Genomic DNA, 25,973 nt, shown 5'->3' with positions numbered 1-25,973 from the left:
TCAGCCCCGGATGCGCAGGCCGCGCGGGGTCGCGTGGAAGCCGGCCTGGGCGAGCGCGTCGCCGAGCGGGGTCCCGAGCACGGCCTCGCCGTCGGCCCGCTCCACCATCAGGCGACCGAGCGCCCCGTCGCGCACCGCGGTGGCGAGCGCGTCGATGGCGGGCTGGAGCCTTGCCGCACCCTCGGGGTCGCCGAGGTCGTCGAACGTCAGGAGGGTGCGGCCGCCCCGCTCGACGTACAGCGACAGCGCGCCGTCGACGAGCACGACCAAGGCCCCCGCCTTGCGCCCGGGGCGATGACCTCCCTCGGTCTCGGGCCACCCGAGCGCGGCACCGTACGGGTTGGCAGGATCGGTCGCCGCGAGGGTGACGGCGCGCCGCTCGGGGTCCTGGCCCGGCTCGCGCGAGTAGGAGCGGAGGCGGTCCACGGAGCCCGGCGTCGCGAACTGGGCTGCGCCGAGGCCCTCCACAAAGTAGCCGCGCCGAGCCCGGCCGGCCTCCTCGAACCCGCTCAGCACCTTGTAGACGGCGGCGAACCCGCCCGGCACGCCCTCGGCGACGGCGGTGCCGCGCGTGACCAGACCATGACGCTCCAGGAGCTGCTCGGCCTGCGCGTGCGCGCGGACGGTCGGGTTGTCCTCGGTCCGGGGCACCAGCGCCCAGCGGCCGCCGACGGTCGGCGGGGCCGTACGGGAGGGCATGGTCGGGCGGACGAAGGACGGCGCGCGGCGCCCGCGCAGGCGGGGCGTGGTGCGGGCCTGCCGATGGCTGGTCCGCCCCACCCCGACGAGCGCCCGCAGCGGAGCGAGGGTGTCGTTGGTGAGGTAGCCCGCCCAGACGAGGTCCCAGACCGCGTCGGCCAGCTCGCTGTCGAGCACCGTCGGTAGGCCCTCGCCGGAGCCGGTCGCGAACGCCTTCACGGCCTCGGCCAGCTGTCGGAAGAAGTAGGCACCGCCTGACTGGACAACACCGAGGACAGCCTCCTGGAGCGACGTCAGCTCGAGCTCGACCGGCGGCGCCAGGGTGAGCGGGGCGGTGTCGGCCAGGTGGAGCGAGACCCAGCCGTCGTTGCCCGGCAGCCCTCCGGCACCGGACCAGAGCACCTCGCCCGCCGCCGTCAGCTCGTCGAGCATGGCGGGGGAGTAGTCGAGGACCCGCGAGCCCAGCACCAGCGGCTCGAGCGCGGAGGCCGGGACGGACGCGCCGGCGAGCTGCTCGACGGCCGTCACGAGACCGTCGATGCCACGCAATCTGCCGCCGACGTGCTGCCACGCGGGCAGGAACCGGCCGAGCGTCTCGGGCGAGACCGGCTCGACCTCCTTGCGCAGGGCCGCGAGCGAACGCCGCCGGAGCCGTCGGAGCACCTCGGCGTCACACCACTCAGAGCCACCCGCCCCCGGGGTGAACTCTCCCTCGCTGACCCGACCGCGGCCGGCGAGCCGGCGCAGCGTCTCCGAGACCACCGCGACGCCCAGGCCGAGACGCTCGGCCACGTCGCCGGCGACGAAGGGAGCGTGGGTGCGCGCATAACGAGCCACGAGGTCGCCGAGCGGGTCGTCGACGGGCGCCAGGAACGCGTCGGGCACCCCCATCGGCACCGGGACACCGAGCGCGTCGCGCAGCCGGGCGGCATCCTCGACCGCGACCCACCACTGACGGCCGGCGAAGCTCACCCGCAGGATCCGGCGGGCCTCGGCGAGCTCGACCAGCCACGCCGCGGAGGCGGACGGCTCGGTGCTCCGCTCCGCGACCTCCTCCGACGTGAGGGGACCGAGCAGTCGCAGGAGGTCGGCCACGCCCTCTGCGCCCCGGGCTCGACGGTCGGGCACCAGGCGCTGGAGCTCTGCCTCGGTCTGGGCCAGCACGCCCGCGTCGAGGAGGTCGCGCAGCTCGGCCCTCCCGAGGAGCTCCGACAGCAGGGACGAGTCGAGCGACAACGCTGCCGCACGCCGCTCGGCGAGCGGAGAGTCGCCCTCGTACAGGAAGGCCGCGACGTAGCCGAACAGCAGCGACTTGGCGAAGGGTGAGGGCTCCTGCGTCTCCACGTCGACGACGCGCAGGCGCCGGCTCTCGAGGTCGCGCATCATCTGCACCAGCGACGGCACGTCGTACACGTCCTGGAGCACCTCGCGGACGGTCTCCAGCACGATCGGGAAGGTCGGGTAGCGGCGGGCGACCTCGAGGAGCTGGGCGGCGCGCTGGCGCTGCTGCCACAGCGGGCTGCGCCGACCGGGATCGCGGCGGGGGAGCAGCAGCGCTCGGGCGGCACACTCGCGGAACCGGGCCGCGAACAGCGCCGAGCCCCCGACCTCCTCCGTGACCAGGTCCTCGATCTCCTCCGGGGTGAACGCGAAGAGCTCCCCGCCCGGAGGCTCGGCGTCGGTCTCCGGGAGGCGTACGACGATGCCGTCGTCGCTGGCCATGCTGGCCGAGTCCAGGCCGTAGCGGTCACGCACACGCGCGCCGACGGCCAACGCCCACGGCGCGTGCACGGCGAGTCCGAGTGGTGAGTGGAGCACGAGCCGCCAGTCGCCGAGCTCGTCGCGGAACCGCTCGACGACCAGCAGCGTGTCGTCGGGGACCCTCCCGGTCGCCGCGCGCTGCTCGTCGACCAGCGCGAAGAGGTTGTCGATGGCGTAGGCGTCGAGGCCCGCCGCCTCGCACCGGGCGCGCGCCTGCGGCCGGTCGCCGGTGGCCATCACGCGGGTGAACGCGCCGAGCGCACGCCCCAGCTCGATCGGGCGCCCGGGGTTGTCTCCGCGCCAGAACGGCAGCCGGCCGGGCTGGCCGTACGCGGGGGAGACCAGCACACGGTCGTGCGTGATGTCCTCGATCCGCCAGCTCGTGGCACCGAGCGCGAACACGTCGCCGACCCGCGACTCGTAGACCATCTCCTCGTCGAGCTCACCGACGCGCGCGCTGCCTTGGGCGGTCGACTGCGCGCCGACCAGGTAGACCCCGAAGAGACCGCGGTCGGGGATGGTCCCGCCCGAGGTGACGGCGAGACGCTGGGCGCCGGGGCGGCCGGTGATCGTGCCGGCGACGCGGTCCCACACGATCCGCGGGCGGAGCTCGGCGAACTCGTCGGACGGATAGCGGCCGGCGAGCAGGTCGAGGGTCGCGTCGTAGGCGGACCGGGGGAGGGTCGCGTACGGGGCGGCGCGGCGCACCGTCTCGTACAGGTCGTCGACGTCCCAGCTCTCCAAGGCGCACGTGGCCACCACCTGCTGGGCGAGCACGTCGAGCGGGTTGGTGGGGACCGACAGCTCCTCGATCGCCCCGGCGACCATGCGTTCGATCGTCACGGTCGCCTCGAGGAGGTCGATGCGGTGCTTGGGGAAGACGACGCCGCGCGAGACCTCTCCCACCTGGTGACCCGCCCGTCCCACCCGCTGGAGCCCGCTGGCGACCGACGGCGGCGACTCGACCTGGACGACGAGATCGACGGCACCCATGTCGATGCCGAGCTCGAGGCTCGAGGTGGCCACCACGCACGGGAGCCGCCCGGACTTGAGGTCGTCCTCGATCAGCGCCCGCTGCTCCTTGCTGACCGAGCCGTGGTGGGCCCGGGCCAGCAGCGGTGAGGCGCCCGCCGCCGTGCCCGACTGCGCCGGTGTCGCGGCGGCCGGGGAGCCCGTGTCGGGGAGCTCGACGCCCAGCCTCTCGGCGTGGATCTCGTTGAGTCGTGCAGTGAGGCGCTCGGCCAGGCGGCGCGAGTTGGCGAAGACGATCGACGACCGCGCCTGCTCGACCAGGTCGACGACGCGCTCCTCGACGTGGGGCCAGATCGACGCCTGGTCGCGGACGTCGGGCTCGCCCTCCTCGGCCTCTCGCACCGGGGGCGCCGTCATGTCCTCGACCGGGACGACGACCGAGAGGTCCCAGCGCTTCTCCGACTCGGGTGCGACGACCCGGACCGGGGCGGACCCCGCGAGGAAGCGAGCCACCTCCGCGTGCGGGCGTACGGTCGCCGACAGGCCGATCCGCTGGGCCGGCTGCTCGAGGAGCGCGTCGAGCCGCTCCAGGGTGAGAGCGAGGTGGGCGCCTCGCTTGGTGCCCGCGACGGCGTGGACCTCGTCCACGATCACGGCCTCGACGTCTCGCAGTGTCTCGCGGGCGGCCGAGGTCAGGACGAGGAAGAGCGACTCGGGCGTCGTGATGAGGACGTCCGGGGGACGGGTGGCGAGTGCTCGGCGCTCGGCCGGTGTGGTGTCGCCGGAGCGGACTCCGACGGTGACGTCGCGTGGCGCGGGGGACTCCCCGGTGGCGGCCATCCTCGTGGCGGTCTGCGTGATCCCGACCAACGGGGCACGCAGGTTGCGCTCGACGTCGACGGCGAGCGCCTTGAGAGGGGACACGTAGAGGACCCGTGTGCGTCGCTTGGGGTCGTCGGGCGGCGGACCGGTGATCAGCCGGTCGAGTGCCCACAGGAAGGCGGACAGGGTCTTGCCGGACCCCGTGGGGGCGACGACGAGCGCGTTGCGGCCGTCGGCGATCGCGTCCCAGGCGCCGGTCTGCGCGGTCGTCGGCGCGGGGAAGGCGCCGCGGAACCACGCCGCGGTGGCAGGGGAGAAGCGGTCGAGCACATCGGGCACCCGTCCATCATCGCGCGCAGGGGTGACAGTTGCGGGGCGCGTGGGGCCGATATGGACAAGACAGCCTCCGTGCGAATCCTTAGGGTCGGACGGGTGACCGAGGCGATGCTCGAGGCTCGAGGACTGCGCAAGGCGTACGGCGACTTCGAGGCCGTGCGCGGGATCGACGTGACCGTGCAGCGGGGTGAGGCGTTCGGGTTCCTCGGTCCCAACGGTGCGGGCAAGTCGTCGACGATGCGCATGGTGGCGGCGGTGTCGCCGATCAGCGGCGGCTCCCTGCGGATCCTCGGGATGGACCCCGCGACCGACGGGCCTGCCATCCGCGCACGGATCGGGGTGTGCCCGCAGGAGGACTCGCTCGACGGCGACCTGACCGTCCGCGACAATCTCGTGGTCTATGCCCGCTACTTCGGGATCAGCCGTCGCGACGCGGCCCGCAAGGCCGACGAGCTGCTGGAGTTCGTCCACCTCACCGAGAAGGCCGACGGCATGGTCGAAGACCTGTCGGGTGGCATGAAGCGGCGCCTGACGATCGCCCGCTCGCTCGTGAACGAGCCCGAGGTGCTCCTCCTCGACGAGCCCACCACCGGTCTCGACCCGCAGGCGCGACACGTGGTCTGGGACCAGCTCCACCGTCTCAAGCAGACCGGGGTGACCATCGTCTTGACGACGCACTACATGGACGAGGCCGAGCAGCTGTGCGACCGGCTCGTCGTCATGGACAACGGCGTGATCGCCGCAGAGGGCTCGCCGTTGTCGCTGATCGCCCGCTACGCGACCCGGGAGGTCGTCGAGCTGCGCATGGGCGTGGGCGAGAACGACGACGCCGCTGCCCAGGTCGGTGATCTCGCCGAGCGCGTCGAGGTGCTCCCGGACCGGGTTCTGCTCTACGTCGCCGACGGCGAGAAGGTCCTCGAGGAGGCGGTGGCGCGCGGGCTGGAGCCGCTGAGCACGCTCGTGCGCCGCTCGTCCCTGGAGGACGTGTTCCTGCGCCTGACCGGACGGGCGCTGGACGAGTGAGCACCACCGGCACACGCCCGACCGCAGGTGTCCGTACGCCCACGGGGACGCCGACCGCCTGGCAGGCGTTGGTGCGTCAGGTGCCGTACTACACGACCGTGGTCCGACGGACATGGCGCGGCTCGGCCTTCTCGTACACGGTCCTCCCCGCGCTGGTGCTGGCGTCCCTCGGCCTCGGGCTCGGCGGCTTCGTCGATGACGGGACCCAGGGCGGTGGCGAGGGTACGGCGGCACTCGGTGGCCTGTCGTACCTCGCCTACATCGCTCCCGGCATGGTCGCGGTCACCGCCGTGATGGCCGGCGCCGGGGAGAGCACGTTCCCGGTCTATGCGGGCTTCACCTGGAACAAGATCTACTTCGCGATGCGCTCCACCTCGTTGCAGGTGAGGGACATCGTCAACGGCGTGGTCGTCTACGTCGCGGTTCGCGTGCTGATCGCGGTCGGGCTGATCACGGTGGTCGTCGCGCTCTTCCAGGTGATCGGCAGCGTGCTGGGCGCTGCGGCGCTCGTGGGCGCGGCCGTCCTCGTCGGCGCCGCCCACGCGGCACCGATCATCGCCTACGCCGGATGGGCGCACGAGGACACCGCGCTCGGGCTGGTGTACCGCGTGGGGGTGATCCCGATGACCCTCTTCTCCGGTGCGTACTTCCCGGTCGAGCAGCTCCCCGCCGTCGTCGAGGCCGTCGCGAAGGCGCTCCCGGTGTGGCACGGGGTCGAGCTGTGCCGAATGGCGACCACCGGCGACGTCACGTCCGCCGCGTGGGTCCATGTCCTCTACCTGCTGGTGGTCACAGGCGTCGGCTGGGCGCTGGCACAACGGCAGTTCGACCGACGGCTGGGGAGGGTCTGATGGTCTCGACGACAGCGCTGCGGCGTACGGGGCCGTCCCGCACGCCACGGCCGAGCCCGTACCCGCTGCTCGAACGCCACGTCCGCGTCTATCGTCGCGCGCCGGTGGCGTTCGCCTCGGGATTCCTGGAGCCGCTGTTCTACCTGCTCTCGATCGGTGTCGGGATCGCGGCGCTCGTAGGCGAGGTGACCCTCGACGACGGGCGCACCATCGGCTACACCGCCTTCCTCGCACCGGCGATGCTCGCGACGCAGGCCATGAACGGCGCGATCTTCGACGCGACCTTCGGGTTCTTCTTCCGGCTCAAGTACGAGAAGCTCTACGACGCCGTGCTCGCGACCCCGCTGCGACCGGTGGACGCCGCGGTCGGCGAGGTGCTGTGGGCGACGACCCGGGGATCGGCGTACGCCGCCGTGTTCGTGGTCATCATGGTGGCCCTCGACCTGACCTCCTCGTGGTGGACGGTGCTGGCCCTGCCGGCCGCACTGCTGGTCGCGTTTGGGTTCGCGTCCGCGGGGCTCGCTCTGACCACGTGGATGCGGTCGTGGCAGGACTTCGAGTTCATCCAGGTGGCGATCATGCCGATGTTCTTCCTGTCGGCGACGTTCTATCCGCTGTCTGCCTATCCCGAGGGCATGCAGCTGCTCGTGCAGGTCACGCCGCTCTATCAGGCCGTCGACCTGATCCGGTCCTTGACGACCGGCGACGTGGGCCCGGGACTCCTGCTGCCGGTGGCCTACTTCGTGGTCATGGGCGTGCTCGGCCTGCGCGTCGCCGGGCGCCGGGTCGGGCTGCTGATCCTGCGGTGAGCGTCAGGTCGCGAGGACCTCGGTGACGACGCGCTGGAGCTCGGCACGTCGATGCTGCAGACCGAGCACCTCGCCGCAGTCGTTCATGGTGTCGCGGAAGAGCGCTCCGGAGGTGACGATGTCGCTGTCGATGTGGCCGAAGACCTCCAGGGCCGTCGTGCCGTAGAGGCGCGCCCATGCGCGGACGAAGGACCAGGAGGCCTCGGTGGGGACCTCGGGGGCGAGCCCGGCCCACCGGGAGGCCGAGAGGCCTCCGTCGGACGGTGCGGGCACCTGCCCGGTCTCGGGATAGCCCTGGACGTCCCAGAGCGCGACGACGAGCCGACCGAAGAAGCTGCCGAAGCGGTGGGCCGCGGCGGTGCACTCGGCACCGATGGGTGGAGCGCCGGGCGGAGGCTCGACGTGTCCTCCGAGGAGGTCGGCGCCGAGGTCGACGGACTTGGCGCTGCTCGTGATCGGGTTCGCGAAGGTGAGCCCGAACTCCTGGCGGTGGCGCAGCGACCACTGGCGGAAGGCCGTGGAGCCGGCCACCACCTGCGCGGCGGGGTCTCCCTCGTACGGGGCCGCAGCATCCTCGAGCGTGGCGAGGAGGTCGTCGTAGACCTGCGCGGCGACACGGAGGGTGAGGTCCTCGAGGTTGCTGACGTAGCGGTAGAGCGCCGGTGCGGTCATCCCCATCGTCTGCGCCACCGCCCGGAGCGAGATGTCGTGCGTCTCGACGAGAAGCGTGCGCGCCGTCCGCACGATCTCGTCGAGCGTCGCCTGACGCTGCTGGTCTCGCCGTGTCGGTGGCTTGACGGTCACGTTCTCACCCTGCGTCGTCATGGCCCCTACCTTGGCAGGCCGGTCGGCTGTGTCGTTGACCCCTTGACATCGATGATCATGCTTCAGCATAGTGAACACCGTTAGCAGTGACTCATGTTAACAAACGTGAACACTATTCATCGCGTGATGCAGGGGGAGTCCGATGGAACGGTGGGGGCGCTTCGTCGCACGACGAGCCGGATGGGTGGTCGGCCTGGGGCTGCTCGTGCTGGCGGCAGCCGGCGCATACGGGACAGGGGTGTTCGCCGCCCTCAGCGACGGCGGCTTCGACGACCCCGGGAGCGAGTCCTACCGGGCCTCGGAGCTGATCGACGACTCGGTCGGTCGTCACGGAGCCGACGTCGTCGCGGTCTACGAGAGCGACGAGATGACGGTGGATGCGGCGCCCTTCCGTGCGGCGGTCACCGAGGTCGTCGAGGGTCTGTCGGACGAGGCCGTCGAGCAGGTCATGGTCTACGGCGCCCCGGGGACCGACGCCCTCGTCTCGGCGGACCGGCACGCCACGAGCGTCGTCATCACGCTCGCCGGCGACGACGAGGACGCCGTGCTCGAGGCGTACGACGAGGTCCGGCCGGCGCTCGACGGGGCTGCGGTCGAGAACGGCACGCTCGACCTCGCCGTCGCGGGGAAGTCGGCGGTCTTCGACGACGTCAGCACGACCGTCTCGCAGGACATCGCCCGGGCGGAGATGCTGGCGATGCCTCTCGTGCTGCTGCTGAGCCTGGTCGTCTTCGGCTCCGTGGTCGCGGCCCTCATGCCGGTCGGGGTCGGCGCCGTCGCGGTGCTCGGTGCGTTCGCCGTGGTCCGGCTGCTCACCACCGTGACCGACGTGTCGGTCTTCGCCCTCAACATCATCACGCTGCTCGGGCTGGGGCTGGCCATCGACTACGCCCTCTTCGTGGTGAGCCGTTTCCGCGAGGAGCTCGCCGTCCGGGACGCGGGCGATCGCGGTCAGGTGCAGGACGCCGTGGGGGCGACGATGCGTACCGCCGGCCGTACGGTGCTCTTCTCCGGCCTCACCGTCGCCGTCGCGATGTCCGCGCTCCTCGCCTTCCCGCAGACCTTCCTGCGCTCGATGGCCTACGGCGGGATGGCGGCCGTCGTGGTCGCGATGGTTGCGGCGCTGACTCTCCTGCCGGCGACCCTCGCGCTGCTCGGTCGGCGGATCGAGGCCGGCGCGATGCCGTGGCGGCGTCGGGCGCGGCGTACCTCCCAGGGGTGGGCACGCTTCGCGCACGCCGTCATGCGGCGACCGGTGGTGAGCCTGGCGCTCGTGACCGGATTCCTCCTCCTGCTCGCGAGCCCGTTCCTCTCGGCGACCTGGGGCGGGGTCGACTACCGAGCGCTGCCGTCGGACGCGCCGTCGAGGATCGCCACCGAGAAGCTCGACACCGACTTCGGGGGACCGAGCAGCAGTGCTGATGTCTTCTTCGCCAGCACCGAGCGGACGGAGGTGGCCTCGTACGCCGCCGACCTGCGCGCCGTGGACGGCGTCACCCAGGTGCGGCCGGTCGCCGAGGGTGGGGGAGGCACGCTCATCGACGTCGACTGGACCGGGACGTCACAGAGTGCTGCCTCGCAGGAGCTTGTCCGCAGCCTCCGGGCCGTCGACGCTCCCGCCGATGCGTACGTCGGAGGGAGGAGCGCGGAGACCGTCGACATGCTCGACGGGATCGCCGACCGCTTGCCGCTGATGGGGAGCCTCATCGTCGTCGCGATGCTCGTGCTGCTGTTCCTCGCCTTCGGGTCGGTGGTGCTGCCCGTCAAGGCGGTGCTGGTCAACATCGTCTCGATCACGGCGGCATTCGGCGTCGTGACGTGGGTGTTCGCCGACGGCAACCTCGAGGGCCTGCTCGGCTACAGCTCGACCGGCTACCTCGACGGGACCCAGCCGATCCTCATGGCCGCGATCCTCTTCGGGCTGTCGATGGACTACGAGATCTTCCTGCTGTCGCGGATCCGCGAGGAGTGGGACGCCACCGGAGACAACGAGGTCGCGGTGGCGAGGGGTGTCCAGAAGACGGGCCGCATCATCACCAGCGCCGCGCTGCTGCTCGCGGTGGTGACCGGAGCGTTCGCGACGTCGGGCATCGTGTTCATCAAGATGGTCGGCGTCGGCATGCTCGTGGCGCTGATCGTCGACGCCACCCTGGTCCGCCTTCTGATGGTCCCCGCGACGATGAAGCTCCTCGGCCGGGCGAACTGGTGGGCGCCGGGCCCGTTGCGCCGGTGGTGGGAGCGGCACGGCCTGCGTGAGGGCGGCACGGTCCCCGTGGCGGGAGGCGCCACGGACGACCGTGTGGGCCGTGCCCGCATACTGGCCGAGTGAGGCACAGTGAGCTCTGGGAACGCATGGAGAGGCACCTCGGGGGCGGCTACGCCCAGGTGTGGGCCGACCAGCAGGTGCTGGCCGAGCTCGGAGGGCGGACGGTGTCCGAGGCGCTCGATGCAGGCGACGCACCCAAGACGGTGTGGCGCGCCGTCTGGTCCTCCCTCGGGCTCCCACCGGCGGAGCGCTGACGCACCGAGACAGAGTCGGGACGTGCTGGCAGACTCGGCAGGCATGGATGCCCCGCTGACTCCCGAGGTCGCCGTCATCGGCGGCACCGGCTTCTACACCTTCCTCGACGACGTCCACGAGGTCGACGTCGACACCCCGTACGGCCTGCCGTCGGGGCCGATCGCCCTCGGCACGGTGCCGACCGAGGACGGCCCGCGCGCGGTCGCGTTCCTCCCGCGGCACGGCCCCGGCCACCGCTACCCGGCGCACGCTGTGCCGTACCGGGCGAACCTCTGGGCGCTGCGCAGCCTCGGCGTGCGCCAGGTGCTGGCGCCGTGCGCGGTCGGCGGGCTGCAGCCCGAGCTGGGGCCGGGCACTCTGGTGGTCCCGGACCAGCTCGTGGACCGGACGACCAACCGCAACCAGACGTTCTACCACTCGGGTGCCGTGCACATCGGGTTCGCCGACCCGTACTGTCCGCGGCTCCGTACGGCGCTCGTCGACGGAGCGCCGGGTGGTGCCGTCGACGGGGGCGCGCTGGTCGTGATCGAGGGTCCGCGGTTCTCGACCCGGGCCGAGTCGCAGTGGTACTCCCGCGAGGGCTGGTCGATCATCGGCATGACCGGGCACCCCGAGGCGGTCCTGGCCCGCGAGCTCGCGCTCTGCTACGCCACGGTCGCGCTCGTCACCGACCTCGACGCCGGGGTGGAGGCGGCGGAGGCGGTGAGCCACCAGGAGGTGCTGCGTGTCTTCGGCGAGCACCTCGACACGCTCCGCGACGCGTTGCGCGGGGTGGTCGGCGCGGTCGAGTCGGACCTTACGTGCGACTGCGCGAGCGCCCTCGACGGTCTCGACCTGCCGATCACGCTGCCGTGAGGGTCCTCGTCACCGGGTCGGCCGGCTTCGTCGGCGGCCACGTGGTGACGGCGCTCGAGCGGGCAGGGCACGACGTCGTCGGCCTCGACCTCCTGCTTCCGCTCGCTCACGGACCGGACGCGAAGGTGCCCGAAGGCACGCGGCTCGGCGACGTACGATCGGCCGCCGACGTCGATGCCGCGCTCGCCGGCGTCGACGTCGTGTGCCACCAGGCCGCGATGGTCGGCAACGGCGTGGATGCCCAGGACATGCCGGGGTACGCCGACCACAACGACCACGGCACCGCGGTCCTGCTCGCGGCGATGGCCCGCGCCGGCGTCGGGCGGCTGGTCTTCGCGTCGTCGATGGTCGTCTACGGAGACGGTCGCTACACGTGTCCCGAGCACGGAGACGTCACGCCGGCGGCACGACGCGCGGTGGACCTCTCCGAGGGCCGGTACGACCCCGGCTGCGGCATCTGCGGGCGCGAGGTGTCGTGGCGGGAGGTCGACGAGTCCGTGCCCTTCGCCCCGCGCAGCACCTACGCCGCCTCGAAGGTCGCGCAGGAGCACTACGCGCAGGCGTGGTGCCTGCTGGCGGGGGCGTCGGCGGTGGCGCTGCGCTACCACAACGTGTACGGGCCAGGGATGCCCGCGGACACGCCGTACGCCGGCGTGGCAGCGATCTTCCGCTCGTCGCTGGCGCGCGGCCAGGCGCCGAAGGTCTTCGAGGACGGCGGCCAGGTGCGCGACTTCGTGCACGTGCGCGACGTGGCCCGCGCCAACGTCGCGGCCGTCGAGCGCGTGGTCGAGCAGGGCCCGGCGCTGCGCGCGTACAACGTGGCGTCAGGGCATCCGACGCCGCTCGGCGTGATGGCGCAGGTCCTTGCCGCCGCCGCCGGAGGGCCCGCGCCCGAGCTCACCGGTGACTTCCGCCCGTACGACGTCCGCCACGTCGTCGCCTCGCCGCGGCGAGCGCGCGAGGAGCTGGGGTTCGTGGCGGAGATCAGCCCGGAGGACGGGCTCGCCGAGCTGGCGACCGCGCCGCTGCGAGAGCGCTGACGCCGCCGAGCCGCCCGCCAGACCTCACCACCGCGTCAGGAGCAGGTGCTGGACGGCGAGGGCGGCAACCACCTGAGCGATGACGAACGGCGTGCGCAGACGAGGGCTGAGCAGGGCCGGGGCGACGAGCGCCCACAGGGCGAACGGAAGCCAGATCCGCTCGACCTCGGCCTTGCTCATCCCTGAGAGCGTCGCCAGCAGCACGCACGCGAGCCCGCTGATCGCGAGCACCGACACGGCCACCGTCCCGCGATCCGGCCGTGGTCGTGCCACCACCGATCGCCCAGCCTCCGCGAGGCCGGCCCAGCCGGCGAGCCCGATGGTGAAGGTCCAGGCCGCGAGGTTGGCCCACACCCAGTAGCCGTAGGGCCGGTCCGAGGCGACCCCGTCGTAGTAGCGCTCCCTCAGGACCGCGTACCCCTCCCACCAGGCGAAGCCCGCGAGCGTGAACCCGGCGGCGACCGCGACGGCCCCGAGCGCGGCCCAGAGCACGGGCCGCGGCCGGCGTGTGAGAAGGACGACCGCGAGGGCGAGCACGGCGAGGAGGACCAGGCCGTACGACAGGTAGACGCAGGCACCGAGGACGACGCCTGCGGCGACGCCCGACGCGATCTCGACGCCCGTGCGTCTCGTGGTGAGCGAGACCGCGAGCAGGGCGAGACCCCAGGCGGCGACGGCCATGAAGACGGCGTCGGCGCTCACCCCGACCCAGACCGCGGCCGGCGCCAGCACCCACCAGATGCCCGCCCGCCGGGCCCAGTCCTCACCCGCGACGCGGCGTACGACGACGGCCGCAGCGACGAAGGCCGTGCAGCCGAGCGTGAGGACCGTCATCGCGATGGTGACCGGATCGGTGATGCCGAGCCGGTCGATGCCGACGAACATCAGGAGCGCGCCGGGAGGGTGACCGGCGACGTGGATGCCCCAGTTGTCGGCGGCATCGACCGGGATGCGGTCGACGAACCCGGCGAGCATGGCGCTCACGTCCGTGACGGCCTGCGCGTCGGCGACGTACTCGCCGCGACGGGCGAAGACGGCGCCGAGGCCGTCCTCGCCGTCGACGAGGGCAAGGGCGACGGTCCAGCTCCAGGCCGCGACGAACAGCGCGCCGAGATAGACGGGCCAGCGCAGGGCCGACACGCGCGGCCACGCGAGGAGGACGACCAGCGCGACGGCGAGTGGGAGCCATGACGTCGCGGTGAGCCGTGGCATCCAGTTCGCGTGAAGGGGCGGGAAGCGGGGGAGACCCGAGATCCCGTTGTGCACGAACGTGCCCGTCACGGCCGGCCAGAGCATCGCTGCGGCGGCGAGCACGAGCCCTGTCGCGGCGCCCGCGAGGGCGGTTCGGCTCCGACTGTCGGGGCGGCTGGTCATCTGGACACCGTAGGCGTTGGCGCAGGCCTCGGGCACGGTGCGCGGGCGCGGCTGACGCCGTCGTCGACCCGGACGGATCGGACATCTCGCCCTAGGGTCGGACCATGACGGATGCGCGCGTGTGCGACCTCGTGGTGCCGTGCCGCGACGAGGCGCGGGCGCTCCCGGAGGCGCTCGCCCACGTGCCGGAGCGGTTCTCGGTGATCGTCGTCGACAACGGCTCGCGTGACGGCACGGCAGAGGTGGCGCGGGAGCTGGGCGCTCGTGTCGTCCACGAGGCCGTCGCGGGGTACGGGGCCGCCGTCGACGCGGGGGTTCGCGCGTCGCGTGCGCCGTACGTCGCTGTGATGGACGGCGACGGCTCGATGGACGCCGCCGACCTGGACCCGCTGCTCGACGCGGTTCTCGCCGGGCGGGCGACGATGGCGCTCGGGCGACGTCGACCCGTCTCCTCAGGTGTCTGGCCGTGGCACGCGCGGGCCGGTACGACACTGCTCGCTGCCTGGATCCGCCGATCCACCGGGCTCGCGCTGCACGACCTGGCGCCGATGCGGGTGTGCCCCCGCGAGGACCTGGTGGCGCTCGACCTGCGGGACCGGCGGTTCGGCTACCCGCTGGAGCTCATGCTGGGGGCGGCTCGCGCCGGCTGGACGGTGGAGGAGCACGACATCGCCTACCGCGCGCGTGCGGCCGGGACGCGGTCGAAGGTCAGCGGGTCGGTGCGGGGGACGGTGCGGACCGCGCTCGACTTCGCGAAGGTCATGAGATGACCGCGCCGACGCTGCTGGTGGTCGCGAAGGCGCCGGAGCCAGGGCTCGCGAAGACCCGCCTGGCCGGACGGACCGGAGCCGACGTCGCGGCGCGGTTCGCGGCGGCCGCCTTCCTGGACACGCTGGAGACCGTGTCGGTGCTCGGCTGGCCGGTGGTGGTCGCCCTCACGGGCGACCTCACCCGTGCTGCCCGCGGTGACGACCTCCGTGCCGCGTGCGCGCCGCACCGGGTGGTCGCCCAGCGGGGGACCACCTTCGGCCAGCGCCTGGTCAACGCTCACGAGGACGCCGACGCAGGCGCCGGGGTCGTCCAGATCGGCACGGACACCCCGCAGGCGACGACCGCCGACCTCATCGCGGTCGCGGACGGTCTGCAGTCCCACGAGGCCGTGCTCGGCCCCGCCGCCGACGGGGGCTGGTGGGCGCTCGGGGTCCGGTCGCCGCGCTGGGCTCGGCCCCTCAGCGACGTCGCGATGTCGCGATCCGACACCGGCGCCCGGACGTACGCGGCCCTGACGGCGGCCGGCGCCCGGGTCGGCGGCGCTCCGGTCCTCACTGACGTCGACACGTGGGAGGACGCGCTGGCCCTCGTACGCACCGCCCCGAGGAGCAGGGCCGGGCGCGTGATCGCCGAGCTCGTCGCTGGTGGGGTGTCATGACCCTCTCCGAGGAGCGCTCAGTGACGGTACGGCCGCCGATGTCGTCGGGGGCGGTCGTGGACGCCGCCTTCCGCGGGGCGGCGGTCGAGATGGTCACCGCTCGTGGGACGGTCCTCTCGCTCCCGGTCGCTCGGTGGCGGGGTGAGGCGACCGAGTCCGACCGGCAGCTGTTCGTCGACCGGTGTGACGGGCCGACCCTCGACGTGGGCTGCGGGCCCGGCCGGCTCGCCGGGGCGCTCGCCGGACGCGGGGTGCACGCGCTGGGTCTCGACATCTCCGCGGAGGCGGTTCGCCAGGCACGCGGGCGTGGGGCGGCCGCGGTGCGCGGGGACGTGTTCGGCAGCGTCCCCGCGGCAGGGAGATGGCGGCACGCCCTGCTGGCCGACGGCAACATCGGCATCGGCGGGGACCCCGTCCGGCTGCTTCGGCGCGTGAGCGAGCTGGTCGGAGCCGGGGGCAGCGTGCTGACCGAGGTCGAGTCACCCGGGGTCGGAGTCCGGAGCCACCACGTCCGTCTTCGTGCGGGTGGCCGCGAGAGCGCCCCGTTCGCCTGGGCGCGGGTCGGGGTCGACGGGATCGGCGCCGTGGCGCGCAGGGCGGGTCTGGTGTGGTGCGGTCTGCGCCTGCACGGGGGCCGGCGAGTCGCGGAGCTCGCGGTCGAGGAGTGAGCGGCCGCCGTCCCGCTGCTGGTGGTCAAGCTGGCCACCTGCGACGGCGATCGCCGCGGGAGATAGTGGGGACAAGGCCGCGACGCGGCTATCGACCACCGAGGAGTCACATGGATCTCAAGCAGCTGGCCAAGGAAACGTTCGACCGGATCGCGCACGGCGTCGCCGGAAGCACCGACCCCGCGATCCCCGGAGCACCGGGGCCGGAGCCCGCCAGTCTCGCTGAGCCCACGGAGCCGAGGCCACCGTTGCCGCCCAAGGCCGACCAGAGCGCCCCGGCGACCCGCACCGCCACCGGCGTGGAGACCGGCGCACCCGTGACCGCCCGGTCGCAGCAGGAGACCTACCTGACGACGTCGACCGGTGTCCGCCTTCGTGACACCGACCACTCCCTCAAGGCAGGGGAGCGGGGCCCGACGCTGCTCCAGGATCACCACCTGCGGGAGAAGATCACGCACTTCGACCACGAGCGCATCCCCGAGCGCGTGGTGCACGCCCGCGGTGCCGGCGCGCACGGCGTGTTCGTGGGCTACGGCACCGCCGACGCGGTGTGCAAGGCAGGGTTCCTGCGCGAGGGCGTCGAGACACCCACATTCGTACGCTTCTCGACCGTGCTCGGCTCGCGCGGCTCGGCGGACACGGTCCGTGACACGCGAGGCTTCGCGACCAAGTTCTACACCGACGAGGGCAACTTCGACCTCGTCGGCAACAACATCCCGGTGTTCTTCATCCAGGACGGCATCAAGTTCCCCGACGTCATCCACGCCGGCAAGCCGCACCCCGACCGGGAGATCCCCCAGGCGCAGAGCGCCCACGACACCTTCTGGGACTTCGTCTCGCTGCACACCGAGGCGCAGCACCACACCATGTGGAACATGTCCGACCGTGGCATCCCGCGCTCCTACCGGATGATGGAGGGCTTCGGGGTCCACACCTTCCGCGTGGAGAACGCGGCGGGGGAGACCTCGCTGGTGAAGTTCCACTGGAAGCCGCGCCTCGGCGTGCACTCGCTGACGTGGGAAGAGGCGCAGATGATCGGTGGCATCGACCCCGACTTCCACCGCCGTGACCTCTATGACGCGATCGAGGCCGGGGCGTACCCCGCCTGGGAGCTGGGCCTGCAGGTCTTCCCGGACAACCCCGAGCAGGTCTTCGAGGGGATCGACCTCCTCGATCCGACCAAGATCGTGCCCGAGGAGCTGGCGCCGGTGCAGCCGGTCGGCCTGATGGTGCTGACCGCGAACCCGACCAACTTCTTCGCCGAGACCGAGCAGGTCGCGTTCCACGTCGGCCACCTGGTGCCCGGCATCGACGCGACCGACGACCCGCTGGTGCAGGCGCGGCTGTTCTCGTACGTCGACACGCAGCTGACTCGGCTCGGTGGGCCGAACTTCAACCAGCTCCCCGTCAACCGGCCGCACACCGAGGTCAACGACATGTTCCGCGACGGCTTCCACCAGCACGCGGTGCACGCGGGCGTGGCGCCGTACAAGCCGAACTCGCTCGACGGCGGGTGTCCGTTCCACGCGGGTGCCGACGTCGACGGCTCGTTCGAGCACCTCGCGGTGCGGGTGGCCGAGGGCACCAAGGTCCGCGCCCAGCCTGCGTCGTACGACGACCACTACAGCCAGGTGCGGCTGTTCTGGAAGAGCATGACGCCGGTGGAGCAGGAGCACATCATCCGTGCCTACACCTTCGAGCTCGGCAAGTGCTACGAGCAGGCGATCAAGGAACGCCAGCTGCAGTGCCTGGCCAACATCGACCCGGTGCTCTGCCAGGAGGTCGCGACCGGCCTCGGGCTGCCGGCGCCGTCGCCGACGGTCGAGCTGATCGAGCCCGTCACGAGTCCTGCGCTGTCGCAGGTGGGCGAGCCGTGGCCGGCCGACGGCCGGATGGTCGGCATCGTGGTCGACCCCCAGGGTGACCTCTCCGGTGTCGAGGAGGTTCGTACGGCGATCTTCACGGCCGGCATGGTGCCGCTGGTGATCGCGCCGCACGGCGGGATGATCGGTGACGGCATCGCCGTGCAGCGTACGTTCGCGACCGCTCGGTCCGTGGAGTTCGACGCCGTCCTGGTCGCCGGAGCCCCGGTGCCGGCCCCGGACGCCCTGCCGAACCGCGACGAGAAGGCGGGCGCGGCCGACACGGTCACCATCGATCCGCGCGTCGTGCTGCTGGTCGAAGAGTGCTTCCGGCACGCGAAGGTCATCGGTGCCTGGGGCGCCGGTACGGCCGTGCTCGACGCCGCCGGCTACGTCGGCGGACCGGGCATCGTCCGGGGTGAGAGTGGCGCCGAGGTGCTCGGCCAGGTCCAGGAGGACATGGCTATGCACCGGGTGTGGGAGCGGTTCGCCGTCTCCGTCTGACCTGTCTGGACCCACGTCGGCCCCCGGCCGTGACGCTGAGCCGTGCTGCTCAGCACCTCACGGAGGGGGCCGACGTGTCGGTTCCGGGGGATCGGTGGCAAAGACATCCGCAGCGCGGTCGACACGCGACACTCGGCGTGTCGGTAGTCGCATCGAACACGTGTTCGGACTAGAGTCGTCCCCAGGTCGACGAGCAGGCCCGGACTCCACAGCACACGTGCGAGACGCACGAAGTGTCGGTGCCGGCCCCTAACGTCGTAGATGACCGGCGGATACGAGAGACAAGGGACCACGCTGATGGCTGCTGACCCGGGCAAGGGAGCACCGAAGGACCGCGACAAGGCACTCGACACGGCAATGGCCCAGATCGAGCGTTCGCACGGCAAGGGATCGGTGATGCGCCTCGGCGAGCGTGGCAAGATCCCGATCGAGGTCATCCCCACCGGGGCGACCTCGTTGGACATCGCCCTCGGCATCGGCGGGCTCCCGCGCGGCCGGATCGTCGAGATCTACGGCCCAGAGTCCTCCGGCAAGACGACCGTCGCCCTCCACGCGGTGGCCAACGCACAACGCGCCGGTGGCATCGCGGCGTTCATCGACGCGGAGCACGCGCTCGATCCCGACTACGCCAAGGCCCTCGGTGTCGACACCGACGCCCTCCTCGTGTCCCAGCCGGACTCCGGAGAGCAGGCGCTCGAGATCGCCGACATGCTGATCCGTTCCGGTGCGCTCGACATCATCGTCATCGACTCCGTCGCCGCTCTGGTGCCACGCGCCGAGATCGAGGGCGAGATGGGTGACAGCCACGTCGGTCTGCAGGCTCGACTGATGAGCCAGGCGCTGCGCAAGCTGACCGGCGCGCTCCATGGTGCCGGCACGACCGCGATCTTCATCAACCAGCTCCGCGAGAAGATCGGCGTCATGTTCGGCTCGCCCGAGACCACGACGGGCGGCAAGGCGCTCAAGTTCTACGCCTCGGTCCGTCTCGACGTGCGACGGATCGAGACGCTCAAGGACGGCACCGATATGGTCGGCAACCGCACCCGCTGCAAGGTCGTCAAGAACAAGATGGCCCCGCCGTTCAAGCAGGCCGAGTTCGACATCATGTACGGCCAGGGCATCAGCCGAGAGGGCAGCCTCCTCGACGTCGGCGTCGATGCAGGCTTCGTCCGCAAGGCCGGCGCTTGGTACACGTACGAGGGCGACCAGCTCGGCCAGGGCAAGGAAAACGCGCGCAGCTTCTTGCGTGACAACCCCGACCTCGCCAACGAGCTCGAGAAGCGGATCATGGAGCACCTCGGCATCGGAGCCACGGTGGACGAGCCGACCGACGCCGTGGCCGCTGACGCCGTGGTCGCCGGTGCGGCCGCGGGGACGCGTGCAGGTGCTGCGAGCAAGTCAGCCAAGGCCGGCAAGGCTGCGGTCGACTTCTGAGCATGGCGCGCACGCAGCGCTCGGGATCCTGGGGCCGCCGGGATCCCGAGCCGGACGCCGACCGGGACCTCGGTCCGGAGCCCGACCACGAGGCCGTGGCACGCAAGATCCTCCTGGACCGGTTGGCTGAGCGTCCGCGATCCCGAGCGGAGCTGGCCGCGCAGCTCGCGCGGCGCAACGTTCCTGACGAGATCGCCGAGAGGATGCTCGACCGGTTCGAGCAGGTCGGGCTCGTCGACGACGAGGAGTTCGCCCAGCTGTGGGTGCGCTCCCGGCAGCAGTCGCGTGGCCTCGCGGGACGGGCGTTGGCGCTCGAGCTCCGGCGCAAGGGGATCGACGACGAGATCGTGCGCGACACGATCGACACCCTCGACCCGGAGTCGGAGGAGGACGCCGCCCGTGCCGTCGTCCGCAAAAAACTCCGCTCCATGCGCAATCTCGACGAGCAGGTCAAGGTGCGACGACTTGTCGGTGCGCTCGGCCGCAAAGGCTATGGCCCCGGCATCGCCTACCGGATCGTCCGTGAGGAGGTCGGCGCGGCCGACGACTCGATGGAGGCCGAGGGCTGGCAGGACGGCCCCTGACACGTCGGACGGCCACCCGCCGACGTGTCAGCATGGAGCGGTGCGCACTGCCGTCGTCGGTGTATCGCTGGTCCTGCTCCTCGCCGCGTGCAGTGCGAGGGAGGCCGACGACGAACCGTCCTCGCCAAGCCCCGCGCCTGCGACCTCGAGCGGTCCGTCAGCGGGGAGCTCGTCGCCGGCGAAGCCTCCGGGAGTAGCCCCGAGGGATACCGGCTCGCCCGGTGGCCCGGGTGAGCCGGGCACGGACGCCCCGTCCCCGGGAGAGCCGCCGAAGCCGGACGCGCCGACGGCCGACGGATCGGCGATGCGGGCGGCCATCCGGCATCTCGCCGTCCGGGTCGGCCCGCGCGAAGCCACGAGTGCGGCCTTCCGCCAGGCAGCAGGCTGGTTCGGCGGGGAGATGCGGCGGCTTGGCTACACCGTGACGGAGGAATCGTTCGCCGTACCCGCTGGAGACTCGTGGGGGACGCCGGTGAGTGCGGGCGACTCCGTCAACGTGATCGCCGATCCGCCGGGCTTCGACGCCTCGCAGCCGCACCTGGTCGTCGGCGCCCATCTCGACACCATCGCGGTGTCGCCGGGGGCCGAGGACAACGCGTCCGGCGTGGCCGTCGTGCGTGAGCTCGCCCGCTTGGCGAGTGCGTACGGTACGAGGCTCCCCGTGCGGCTCGTCGCCTTCGGGGCCGAGGAGCCACGCGGTCCGGGTGACAGCCTGCACCACTTCGGGTCTCGGCACCGCGTCGCCGCGATGAGCGGCCCCGAACGCGCTGCGGTGCGGGCCATGGTCTCGCTCGACCGCGTGGGAGTCCGGGGTCGGACGGTGCCGGTCTGCGACGGCGGGACGAGCAACGGTCGCGTCGTCCGCTCGCTGGTCGCCGCGGCCGGCGGGATCCCGACGAGCACGTGCGAGGACCGCGCCAGCGACCACTGGTCGTACGAGAAGGCCGATGTCCCGGCCGCCCGGCTCGGAAGCATCCCGTATGCCGGATACCACTCCGCTGACGACCGCTCGGGCGTGGTGGACGATCGGCAGCTCCGCCGAGTCGCGACGATCGTCTGGCGCTGGATGCGATGAGGAGAGGTCAGGGCAGGGCGTAGGGACCGGTGCTGGTCTCCCACGCGGTCCTGAGGACGGTCTGCCCCCTCGCGCCCTGGACCGGGCGCGGCGTGAAGTCGTCGTCGATCACGTACGGCACCAGCTCGATGCCCTTGAGCTCGCCGTCCCACAGCACGAGCTCGAGGACCGCGCCCTCGCGGGTCCGCCGCTGGAAGTCCATGTCGAACACGAAGTTGCCGAGCGAGTGCACCACCAGCGTGTCACCGACCTGCTCGAGTCCTTGGAGCCAGTGCGGATGACCGCCCACCACGACGTCGGCGCCCGCCTGAGCGACCACGCGCGCGACGCGGCGCTGGGACGGCTCCGGCAGGTTGGTGTATTGAGTGCCCCAGTGGGTCAGCACGACCACCGTGTCGACCCGCGCGGCCAGCGAACGGGTCTGAGCCTCGAGTCGTGCCAGTCGTCGCTCGTCCATCGGTCCGGTGCGGGGAGGCATGTCCAGTCGGCTCGTGCCCGGGCTGGTTGCGGTGGCAGCGGGCGTCTCGCCGATCGAGTCGACGGCGAGGAACCCGACGGACGTGTCGCCCCGCTCGATGATCACCGGGCGCTCCGCCTCCGTGCGGTCACGACCGGCGCCGACGTACGGGAGGCCACTGGAGCGCAGTCGGGCGAAGGTGTCGAGCATGGCGCGCTCGCCGAAGTCGCCGAGGTGGTTGTTGGCGAGGCTGACGAGGTCGAACCCCGCCACCCGTAGGCCTCGTCGCACCGACGCATCGGCGCCGAAGGAGTCACCGCCCTGGGTGGGCGAGCCACGCCGTGACAACGTCGACTCCAGGTTCCCCACCGTGATGTCGGCACCCGCGAGGCGGCTTGCAAGCCGTCGGAACACGGCCGTGGGGTCGTCGGCCCGCCGGAGGAAGGACCCCACTCGTCGTCCGAGCATGATGTCACCCGTGATCGCGACGGTGACGACCTCGGGCTCGGGTGCGGGGGAGGCCTGCGGGGTCGTCAACGGATACGCCGCGGGGTGCCGGATCGGGTCCTTGCTCTCGACACGCACCGTGCGCACCGTCTCGTCGACGACGGACGCGGAGACGTAGCCGACGGCATCCGGGTCGAGGCGGACCGCAGCGACGACGGCGGCAGCATCGGCGAGACGGTCGGCCGCCGGGACGTCGGAGCGGTCGGTGACCAGTCGGAGCTCGGAGGGTGGGCCGGTGCTGAGGAGCCGTAGTGCGCCCTCGTGAGTGAGGACGCGCAGGGGAGAGTGGTGATGGGTGACGAAGACCGGCGCGGCACCGGTCTCGGCCCGGGGCGAGGGCGCGGCGGACGTCGGTCGGTCCCGAGTCGGCGACTGCGCCGGCTCCGGAGCAGGTCCGATCGTGCACCCGACGGCGAGCAGGAGCACTGAGAGGGTCGACGCGGTGCGTCCCATGTCCTGAGGGTACGGCGGCGTCGTACCCTCAGGGCCATGTCCGACGCCGGATCACGCGGGATCGCCTTCCGCGCCATGCGCGAGCCGGATCTGGCGATGCTGGTCGGCTGGAGGAGTGCCCCTCACGTGCTCGCGTGGTTCCGTGATCCGCCGAAGGACGTCGATGAGGCGCGCGCACGGTACGCCGAGCGGCTCGCCGGAGAGCACCCGACATGCATGTGGGTGGTCGAGGTCGAGGGTGAGCCGGTCGGCTATGTCCAGGACTTCCCGGTCGCCTCCGACGACGACCTGGCCGTTCGGGTGCAGCTGCCGGGGGCCGTCGGGTTCGACTACCTGATCGGGCGCCCGGACCTGATCGGCGCCGGGCTGGGCACGCGGATGGTCGCGGCATACCTGACGGACGTCCTGCTGGCGGCCTACCCCGATGCGAGGTGGTTCGTCGCGTGCCCGGATGCGCGCAACGCCGCGTCTCTCAGGGTGCTCGGCAAGCTCGGATTCGAGCAGCGTCAGTGGATCCAGATGCCGGGGGAGGACTACGCCGACATCGTCTGCCGCCTCGCTCGCGACGGTGTCCACCGATTGTTACCGACGAGTAACCAATCCTGCTAGGGTGCCACTCGTGAACTCGACCCTCGCGATGTACGAGCGCCTGACGACCCTGCCTCTCGGTGGCCGCCTGTTCGACCTGGCGTTCAGTCTGAAGGCCCCGTACTTCCGGACCGTCCGCCCACGGATCCGCCAGATGAGGCCGCACCGAGCAGAGCTCGTGCTCCCGAAGCGGTGGGCCGTCAAGAACCACATCGGCACGGTCCACGCGATCGCCGTCTGCAACGGCCTCGAGGCCGCGATGGGCCTGCTGGCCGAGGCCACGGTCCCCGACGGCTATCGGTGGCTGCCCAAGGGCATGGACGTCTCCTACCTGGCGAAGTCGACGTCCGACCTCGTCTGCGTCGCCGAGACGACCGCGGAGGACTGGGCGAAGGCCCCGGAGGTCGACGTGACCGTCCACGCCACGCGTGACGACGGCACGCGCGTCGTCGAGGGCACCATCCACCTCTGGGTCACCCCGACGCGATGACGAGCCAGATCAACGCTTTCAGCACGCTGTCCGTACGCCGGGTCGACGGCAGCCGTGAGCTGCACGAGTACGCCCGGATTCTCGGGCTGCGCGACGGCTACCTGTTCCTGGAGGACGGCGTGCTCACCGACCGGTCGGGCAACGGCATCCGTACGGCCCAGGTGCACGCGATCCCGCTCGGGGAGATCGCCGCCGTCGACGTGGAGACCCACGCCGACGACGACGAGAACAGCGAGACCACGATCGGGTTGGAGTCCGCGGGGATGCTCAACTTCGACGGCAGCGTCTACGTCCGCTGAGGGGGACAGTCAGTCAGCCCTCAGGCTTAGCCGCTGCTGGCGCCGCCGATGCCGGCGCCACCCTTCGTCGCAGTCTGACGTGCGGCCTCGACCTCGGCCATCGCGATCCGCTCCTGCTCGCCGAGCGCACCGACGGCGTCGACGTCGAGTCGACGACCGCCGCTGTATTTGCGCTCGACCCAGCGCCCGAGCCAGTCGAGCAGCAGGTTGATGATCAGGTAGATGACCAGCAGCACCAGCGCGGTCGCGAGGTAGTTGCCGAACTGTCGCCAGATCTCGCGGCCCACGGTCGTGAGGCCCGGAGCGAGGATGACGAACCCGAGCGAGGTGTCCTTCAGGGCGACGATGCACTGGCTGATGATCGACGGCAGCATGATCTTGACCGCCTGCGGCATGAGGACCGACCCCATGACCTGGTACTTGCGCATGCCGAGGGCGTAGGCGGCCTCCGCTTGTCCCTTGGGCACGGCGTTGATGCCGGCGCGGAAGACCTCGGCGAGGACCGAACCGTTGTAGAGCACGAGCCCGATCACGAGCGCGTGGAACGAACGGTCGAGCTGGAGCGAGTAGAGAGACCAGACGAAGATGATGAGGATCAGCAGCGGCACGGCGCGGAAGAACTCGACGACGAGCCAGCACGGCCAGCGGATGATGCGGTGGTCCGACAGCTTGCCGATCCCGAAGACCACCCCGAAGATGAGGGCGCCCAGGATTGCGAACACCGCGGACTTCAGTGTGTTGATCGCGCCCTGTCCGAGGAGCTCAAGGTACGCCGGGGTGACGAACGGCTCCCAGACCTCGTACTCGAGCTGATCGTTCTTGTAGAGCGTGTTGACGACCAGGAGCGCGAGGGCGATCAGAGCGATGACCGTGACGATGGCGATCGTCCGGTAGAGACGTCTGGCGCGAGGCCCTGGGGCGTCGTAGAGGACGGTGCTCTGGCTCATCGTTCTGCCCTCCAGCGACGCTCGAGCATGGCCGCCCCGAACGAGATCGTCTCGACGATGATGATGTAGCCGAGGGCGATGCCGATGAAGATCGTCCACCGCTCGGTGGCGTAGTCGTTGATGAGACCCTTCATCCGGAACGCGGCCTCGGCGATACCGAACGACATCGCGAGCGAGGTGTTCTTGGTGAGGGCGATGAAGACGCTGGCCAGCGGCGGGACCACGTTGCGGAAGGCCTGGGGAAGGACCACCTGGGTCATCGACTGGCCGAACGTGAAGCCGAGCGAGCGGGAGGCCTCGGCCTGACCGAGAGGGATGCCGTTGATGCCGGACCGTAGGGACTCGGCCACGAACGCACCGGTGTACAGGCCCATCGCGAGGATGATCTTCCAGTAGAAGCTCGGGTTGATCCCGAGCTGAGGAAGGCCGTAATAGGTGACCAGCAGCAGGACCAGCAGAGGGCTGTTGCGGAAGATCGCCACGTAGACCGCGCCCGTCCGGCGCAGGACCGGGACGGGACTGACCCGGAACATGGCGATGACGGTGCCGATCACGAGCGCAAGTGCGCCGGCGCCGGCGAGCAGCCGCAACGTCGTGAGAAAACCGTCGAGAATGATGTCCCAGTTCTCGGTCAAAGCGTCCACGGGTCACCTCCTCACGAGGTCAGGTGTTGAACAGGGCGGATCGGACACGACAGGTGGCGGGGCCCGCCCCCCCCCGGGCCCCCCCCCCCCCCCTCACGGGCCGGGGGGGGGAGGCGGCGTAGCGGGCCGGGCGGTGCCCCCCCA

At 71.7% G+C, this 25,973-nt stretch carries 23 protein-coding genes; 17 read left to right on the top strand and 6 right to left on the bottom strand.

Annotation, left to right across the window (positions count from 1 at the left end; translation table 11 throughout):
* Positions 1-4,593, bottom strand: a complete 4,593-nt coding sequence (locus tag KV097_RS05745) for an ATP-dependent helicase (protein WP_220365342.1) — start codon at positions 4,591-4,593, stop codon at positions 1-3.
* A 105-nt stretch (positions 4,594-4,698) separates the two neighbouring features.
* On the opposite strand from KV097_RS05745, the gene KV097_RS05740 reads away from it, so the two are divergent.
* The 3 genes from KV097_RS05740 to KV097_RS05730 are packed head-to-tail and all read left to right on the top strand — an operon-like array spanning position 4,699 to position 7,273.
* On the top strand, positions 4,699-5,613 hold the full coding sequence (locus tag KV097_RS05740) for an ABC transporter ATP-binding protein (protein WP_255559289.1): 915 nt from the start codon (positions 4,699-4,701) through the stop codon (positions 5,611-5,613).
* A complete protein-coding gene (locus tag KV097_RS05735) occupies positions 5,610-6,464 on the top strand; it encodes an ABC transporter permease (RefSeq protein ID WP_220341369.1) in 855 nt (284 codons plus the stop codon). The genes KV097_RS05740 and KV097_RS05735 overlap by 4 nt, the downstream gene beginning before the upstream one ends.
* Positions 6,464-7,273: an ABC transporter permease gene (locus tag KV097_RS05730; RefSeq protein ID WP_220341370.1), complete on the top strand. Its 810-nt coding sequence runs from the start codon at positions 6,464-6,466 to the stop codon at positions 7,271-7,273. Before KV097_RS05735 ends, KV097_RS05730 begins: the two co-directional genes overlap by 1 nt.
* Positions 7,274-7,276: 3 nt before the next feature.
* Here KV097_RS05730 and KV097_RS05725 read toward each other — a convergent pair whose 3' ends face one another.
* Complete coding sequence (locus KV097_RS05725) at positions 7,277-8,098, bottom strand: TetR/AcrR family transcriptional regulator (RefSeq protein WP_220341371.1); 822 nt, start codon at positions 8,096-8,098, stop codon at positions 7,277-7,279.
* A 142-nt stretch (positions 8,099-8,240) separates the two neighbouring features.
* Between KV097_RS05725 and KV097_RS05720 the strand changes: the two genes are divergently transcribed.
* Genes KV097_RS05720 through KV097_RS05705 form a run of 4 tightly spaced genes read left to right on the top strand, consistent with a single transcriptional unit; the run spans position 8,241 to position 12,514 of the window.
* Entirely contained in the window at positions 8,241-10,427 is a 2,187-nt protein-coding gene (locus tag KV097_RS05720) for an MMPL family transporter (RefSeq protein WP_220365341.1), read from the top strand.
* Positions 10,424-10,618, top strand: coding sequence for a DUF3046 domain-containing protein (locus KV097_RS05715; protein ID WP_220341373.1), 195 nt, complete (start codon positions 10,424-10,426; stop codon positions 10,616-10,618). The genes KV097_RS05720 and KV097_RS05715 overlap by 4 nt, the downstream gene beginning before the upstream one ends.
* A gap of 22 nt (positions 10,619-10,640) precedes the next feature.
* A complete protein-coding gene (locus tag KV097_RS05710; protein ID WP_308289354.1) occupies positions 10,641-11,474 on the top strand; it encodes an S-methyl-5'-thioadenosine phosphorylase in 834 nt (277 codons plus the stop codon).
* Positions 11,471-12,514 carry an NAD-dependent epimerase/dehydratase family protein gene (locus tag KV097_RS05705; RefSeq protein ID WP_220365340.1) on the top strand — a complete coding sequence of 348 codons (1,044 nt, stop codon included), beginning with the start codon at positions 11,471-11,473 and terminating at the stop codon, positions 12,512-12,514. The genes KV097_RS05710 and KV097_RS05705 overlap by 4 nt, the downstream gene beginning before the upstream one ends.
* A 24-nt stretch (positions 12,515-12,538) precedes the next feature.
* Here the strand turns inward: KV097_RS05705 and KV097_RS05700 are convergent, their stop codons facing one another.
* The gene (locus tag KV097_RS05700; RefSeq protein WP_220365339.1) at positions 12,539-13,888 is read right to left on the bottom strand and encodes a hypothetical protein; all 1,350 of its coding nucleotides are present in this window, start codon (positions 13,886-13,888) and stop codon (positions 12,539-12,541) included.
* 104 nt (positions 13,889-13,992) lie between these two features.
* On the opposite strand from KV097_RS05700, the gene KV097_RS05695 reads away from it, so the two are divergent.
* The 7 genes from KV097_RS05695 (at position 13,993) to KV097_RS05665 (ending at position 21,444) form a co-directional block, all read left to right on the top strand.
* Positions 13,993-14,658 carry a glycosyltransferase family 2 protein gene (locus KV097_RS05695; protein ID WP_220341376.1) on the top strand — a complete coding sequence of 222 codons (666 nt, stop codon included), beginning with the start codon at positions 13,993-13,995 and terminating at the stop codon, positions 14,656-14,658.
* Entirely contained in the window at positions 14,655-15,317 is a 663-nt protein-coding gene (locus tag KV097_RS05690; protein WP_220365338.1) for a DUF2064 domain-containing protein, read from the top strand. Before KV097_RS05695 ends, KV097_RS05690 begins: the two co-directional genes overlap by 4 nt.
* Positions 15,318-15,337: 20 nt before the next feature.
* Positions 15,338-15,985, top strand: coding sequence for a class I SAM-dependent methyltransferase (locus KV097_RS05685; RefSeq protein WP_220365337.1), 648 nt, complete (start codon positions 15,338-15,340; stop codon positions 15,983-15,985).
* A 110-nt stretch (positions 15,986-16,095) separates the two neighbouring features.
* A complete protein-coding gene (locus KV097_RS05680; RefSeq protein ID WP_220365336.1) occupies positions 16,096-18,351 on the top strand; it encodes a catalase in 2,256 nt (751 codons plus the stop codon).
* Between the two features lie 297 nt (positions 18,352-18,648).
* The gene (recA, locus tag KV097_RS05675; protein WP_220365335.1) at positions 18,649-19,785 is read left to right on the top strand and encodes a recombinase RecA; all 1,137 of its coding nucleotides are present in this window, start codon (positions 18,649-18,651) and stop codon (positions 19,783-19,785) included.
* A 2-nt stretch (positions 19,786-19,787) separates the two neighbouring features.
* Entirely contained in the window at positions 19,788-20,369 is a 582-nt protein-coding gene (locus KV097_RS05670; protein WP_220365334.1) for a regulatory protein RecX, read from the top strand.
* 304 nt (positions 20,370-20,673) lie between these two features.
* Entirely contained in the window at positions 20,674-21,444 is a 771-nt protein-coding gene (locus tag KV097_RS05665) for a M28 family metallopeptidase (RefSeq protein ID WP_220365333.1), read from the top strand.
* Between the two features lie 7 nt (positions 21,445-21,451).
* Here KV097_RS05665 and KV097_RS05660 read toward each other — a convergent pair whose 3' ends face one another.
* A complete protein-coding gene (locus KV097_RS05660; protein WP_220365332.1) occupies positions 21,452-22,861 on the bottom strand; it encodes a CapA family protein in 1,410 nt (469 codons plus the stop codon).
* Between the two features lie 36 nt (positions 22,862-22,897).
* Here KV097_RS05660 and KV097_RS05655 point away from each other — a divergent pair, with 36 nt between their 5' ends.
* From KV097_RS05655 to KV097_RS05645, 3 genes are read left to right on the top strand one after another with little or no spacing between them, the layout of a single operon-like run.
* Positions 22,898-23,470: a GNAT family N-acetyltransferase gene (locus KV097_RS05655; RefSeq protein ID WP_220365331.1), complete on the top strand. Its 573-nt coding sequence runs from the start codon at positions 22,898-22,900 to the stop codon at positions 23,468-23,470.
* A gap of 10 nt (positions 23,471-23,480) precedes the next feature.
* Positions 23,481-23,939, top strand: a complete 459-nt coding sequence (locus tag KV097_RS05650) for a hotdog fold domain-containing protein (protein ID WP_308289353.1) — start codon at positions 23,481-23,483, stop codon at positions 23,937-23,939.
* Complete coding sequence (locus tag KV097_RS05645; protein WP_220346991.1) at positions 23,936-24,238, top strand: hypothetical protein; 303 nt, start codon at positions 23,936-23,938, stop codon at positions 24,236-24,238. The genes KV097_RS05650 and KV097_RS05645 overlap by 4 nt, the downstream gene beginning before the upstream one ends.
* Positions 24,239-24,264: 26 nt before the next feature.
* Here the strand turns inward: KV097_RS05645 and KV097_RS05640 are convergent, their stop codons facing one another.
* Complete coding sequence (locus KV097_RS05640) at positions 24,265-25,185, bottom strand: amino acid ABC transporter permease (RefSeq protein WP_220365330.1); 921 nt, start codon at positions 25,183-25,185, stop codon at positions 24,265-24,267.
* Positions 25,182-25,829: an amino acid ABC transporter permease gene (locus tag KV097_RS05635; RefSeq protein ID WP_220346993.1), complete on the bottom strand. Its 648-nt coding sequence runs from the start codon at positions 25,827-25,829 to the stop codon at positions 25,182-25,184. The genes KV097_RS05640 and KV097_RS05635 overlap by 4 nt, the downstream gene beginning before the upstream one ends.
* Between the last annotated feature and the right edge of the window lie 144 nt (positions 25,830-25,973).

It is taken from the genome of Mumia sp. zg.B17, assembly GCF_019550915.1.
Lineage (GTDB): Bacteria > Actinomycetota > Actinomycetes > Propionibacteriales > Nocardioidaceae > Mumia.
This window is presented reverse-complemented; position numbering and strand designations above follow the sequence as displayed.

What these genes read in the sequence shown, in the direction of transcription:
- KV097_RS05725 (WP_220341371.1), bottom strand. Translation starts at nt 8,098, where the DNA reads ATGACGACGCAGGGTGAGAACGTGACCGTCAAGCCACCGACACGGCGA.
- KV097_RS05720 (WP_220365341.1), top strand. Translation starts at nt 8,241, where the DNA reads ATGGAACGGTGGGGGCGCTTCGTCGCACGACGAGCCGGATGGGTGGTC.
- KV097_RS05740 (WP_255559289.1), top strand. Translation starts at nt 4,699, where the DNA reads ATGCTCGAGGCTCGAGGACTGCGCAAGGCGTACGGCGACTTCGAGGCC.
- KV097_RS05655 (WP_220365331.1), top strand. Translation starts at nt 22,898, where the DNA reads ATGTCCGACGCCGGATCACGCGGGATCGCCTTCCGCGCCATGCGCGAG.
- KV097_RS05690 (WP_220365338.1), top strand. Translation starts at nt 14,655, where the DNA reads ATGACCGCGCCGACGCTGCTGGTGGTCGCGAAGGCGCCGGAGCCAGGG.
- KV097_RS05670 (WP_220365334.1), top strand. Translation starts at nt 19,788, where the DNA reads ATGGCGCGCACGCAGCGCTCGGGATCCTGGGGCCGCCGGGATCCCGAG.
- KV097_RS05665 (WP_220365333.1), top strand. Translation starts at nt 20,674, where the DNA reads ATGCGGGCGGCCATCCGGCATCTCGCCGTCCGGGTCGGCCCGCGCGAA.
- recA (WP_220365335.1), top strand. Translation starts at nt 18,649, where the DNA reads ATGGCTGCTGACCCGGGCAAGGGAGCACCGAAGGACCGCGACAAGGCA.
- KV097_RS05645 (WP_220346991.1), top strand. Translation starts at nt 23,936, where the DNA reads ATGACGAGCCAGATCAACGCTTTCAGCACGCTGTCCGTACGCCGGGTC.
- KV097_RS05730 (WP_220341370.1), top strand. Translation starts at nt 6,464, where the DNA reads ATGGTCTCGACGACAGCGCTGCGGCGTACGGGGCCGTCCCGCACGCCA.
- KV097_RS05640 (WP_220365330.1), bottom strand. Translation starts at nt 25,185, where the DNA reads ATGAGCCAGAGCACCGTCCTCTACGACGCCCCAGGGCCTCGCGCCAGA.
- KV097_RS05695 (WP_220341376.1), top strand. Translation starts at nt 13,993, where the DNA reads ATGACGGATGCGCGCGTGTGCGACCTCGTGGTGCCGTGCCGCGACGAG.
- KV097_RS05660 (WP_220365332.1), bottom strand. Translation starts at nt 22,861, where the DNA reads ATGGGACGCACCGCGTCGACCCTCTCAGTGCTCCTGCTCGCCGTCGGG.
- KV097_RS05700 (WP_220365339.1), bottom strand. Translation starts at nt 13,888, where the DNA reads ATGACCAGCCGCCCCGACAGTCGGAGCCGAACCGCCCTCGCGGGCGCC.
- KV097_RS05680 (WP_220365336.1), top strand. Translation starts at nt 16,096, where the DNA reads ATGGATCTCAAGCAGCTGGCCAAGGAAACGTTCGACCGGATCGCGCAC.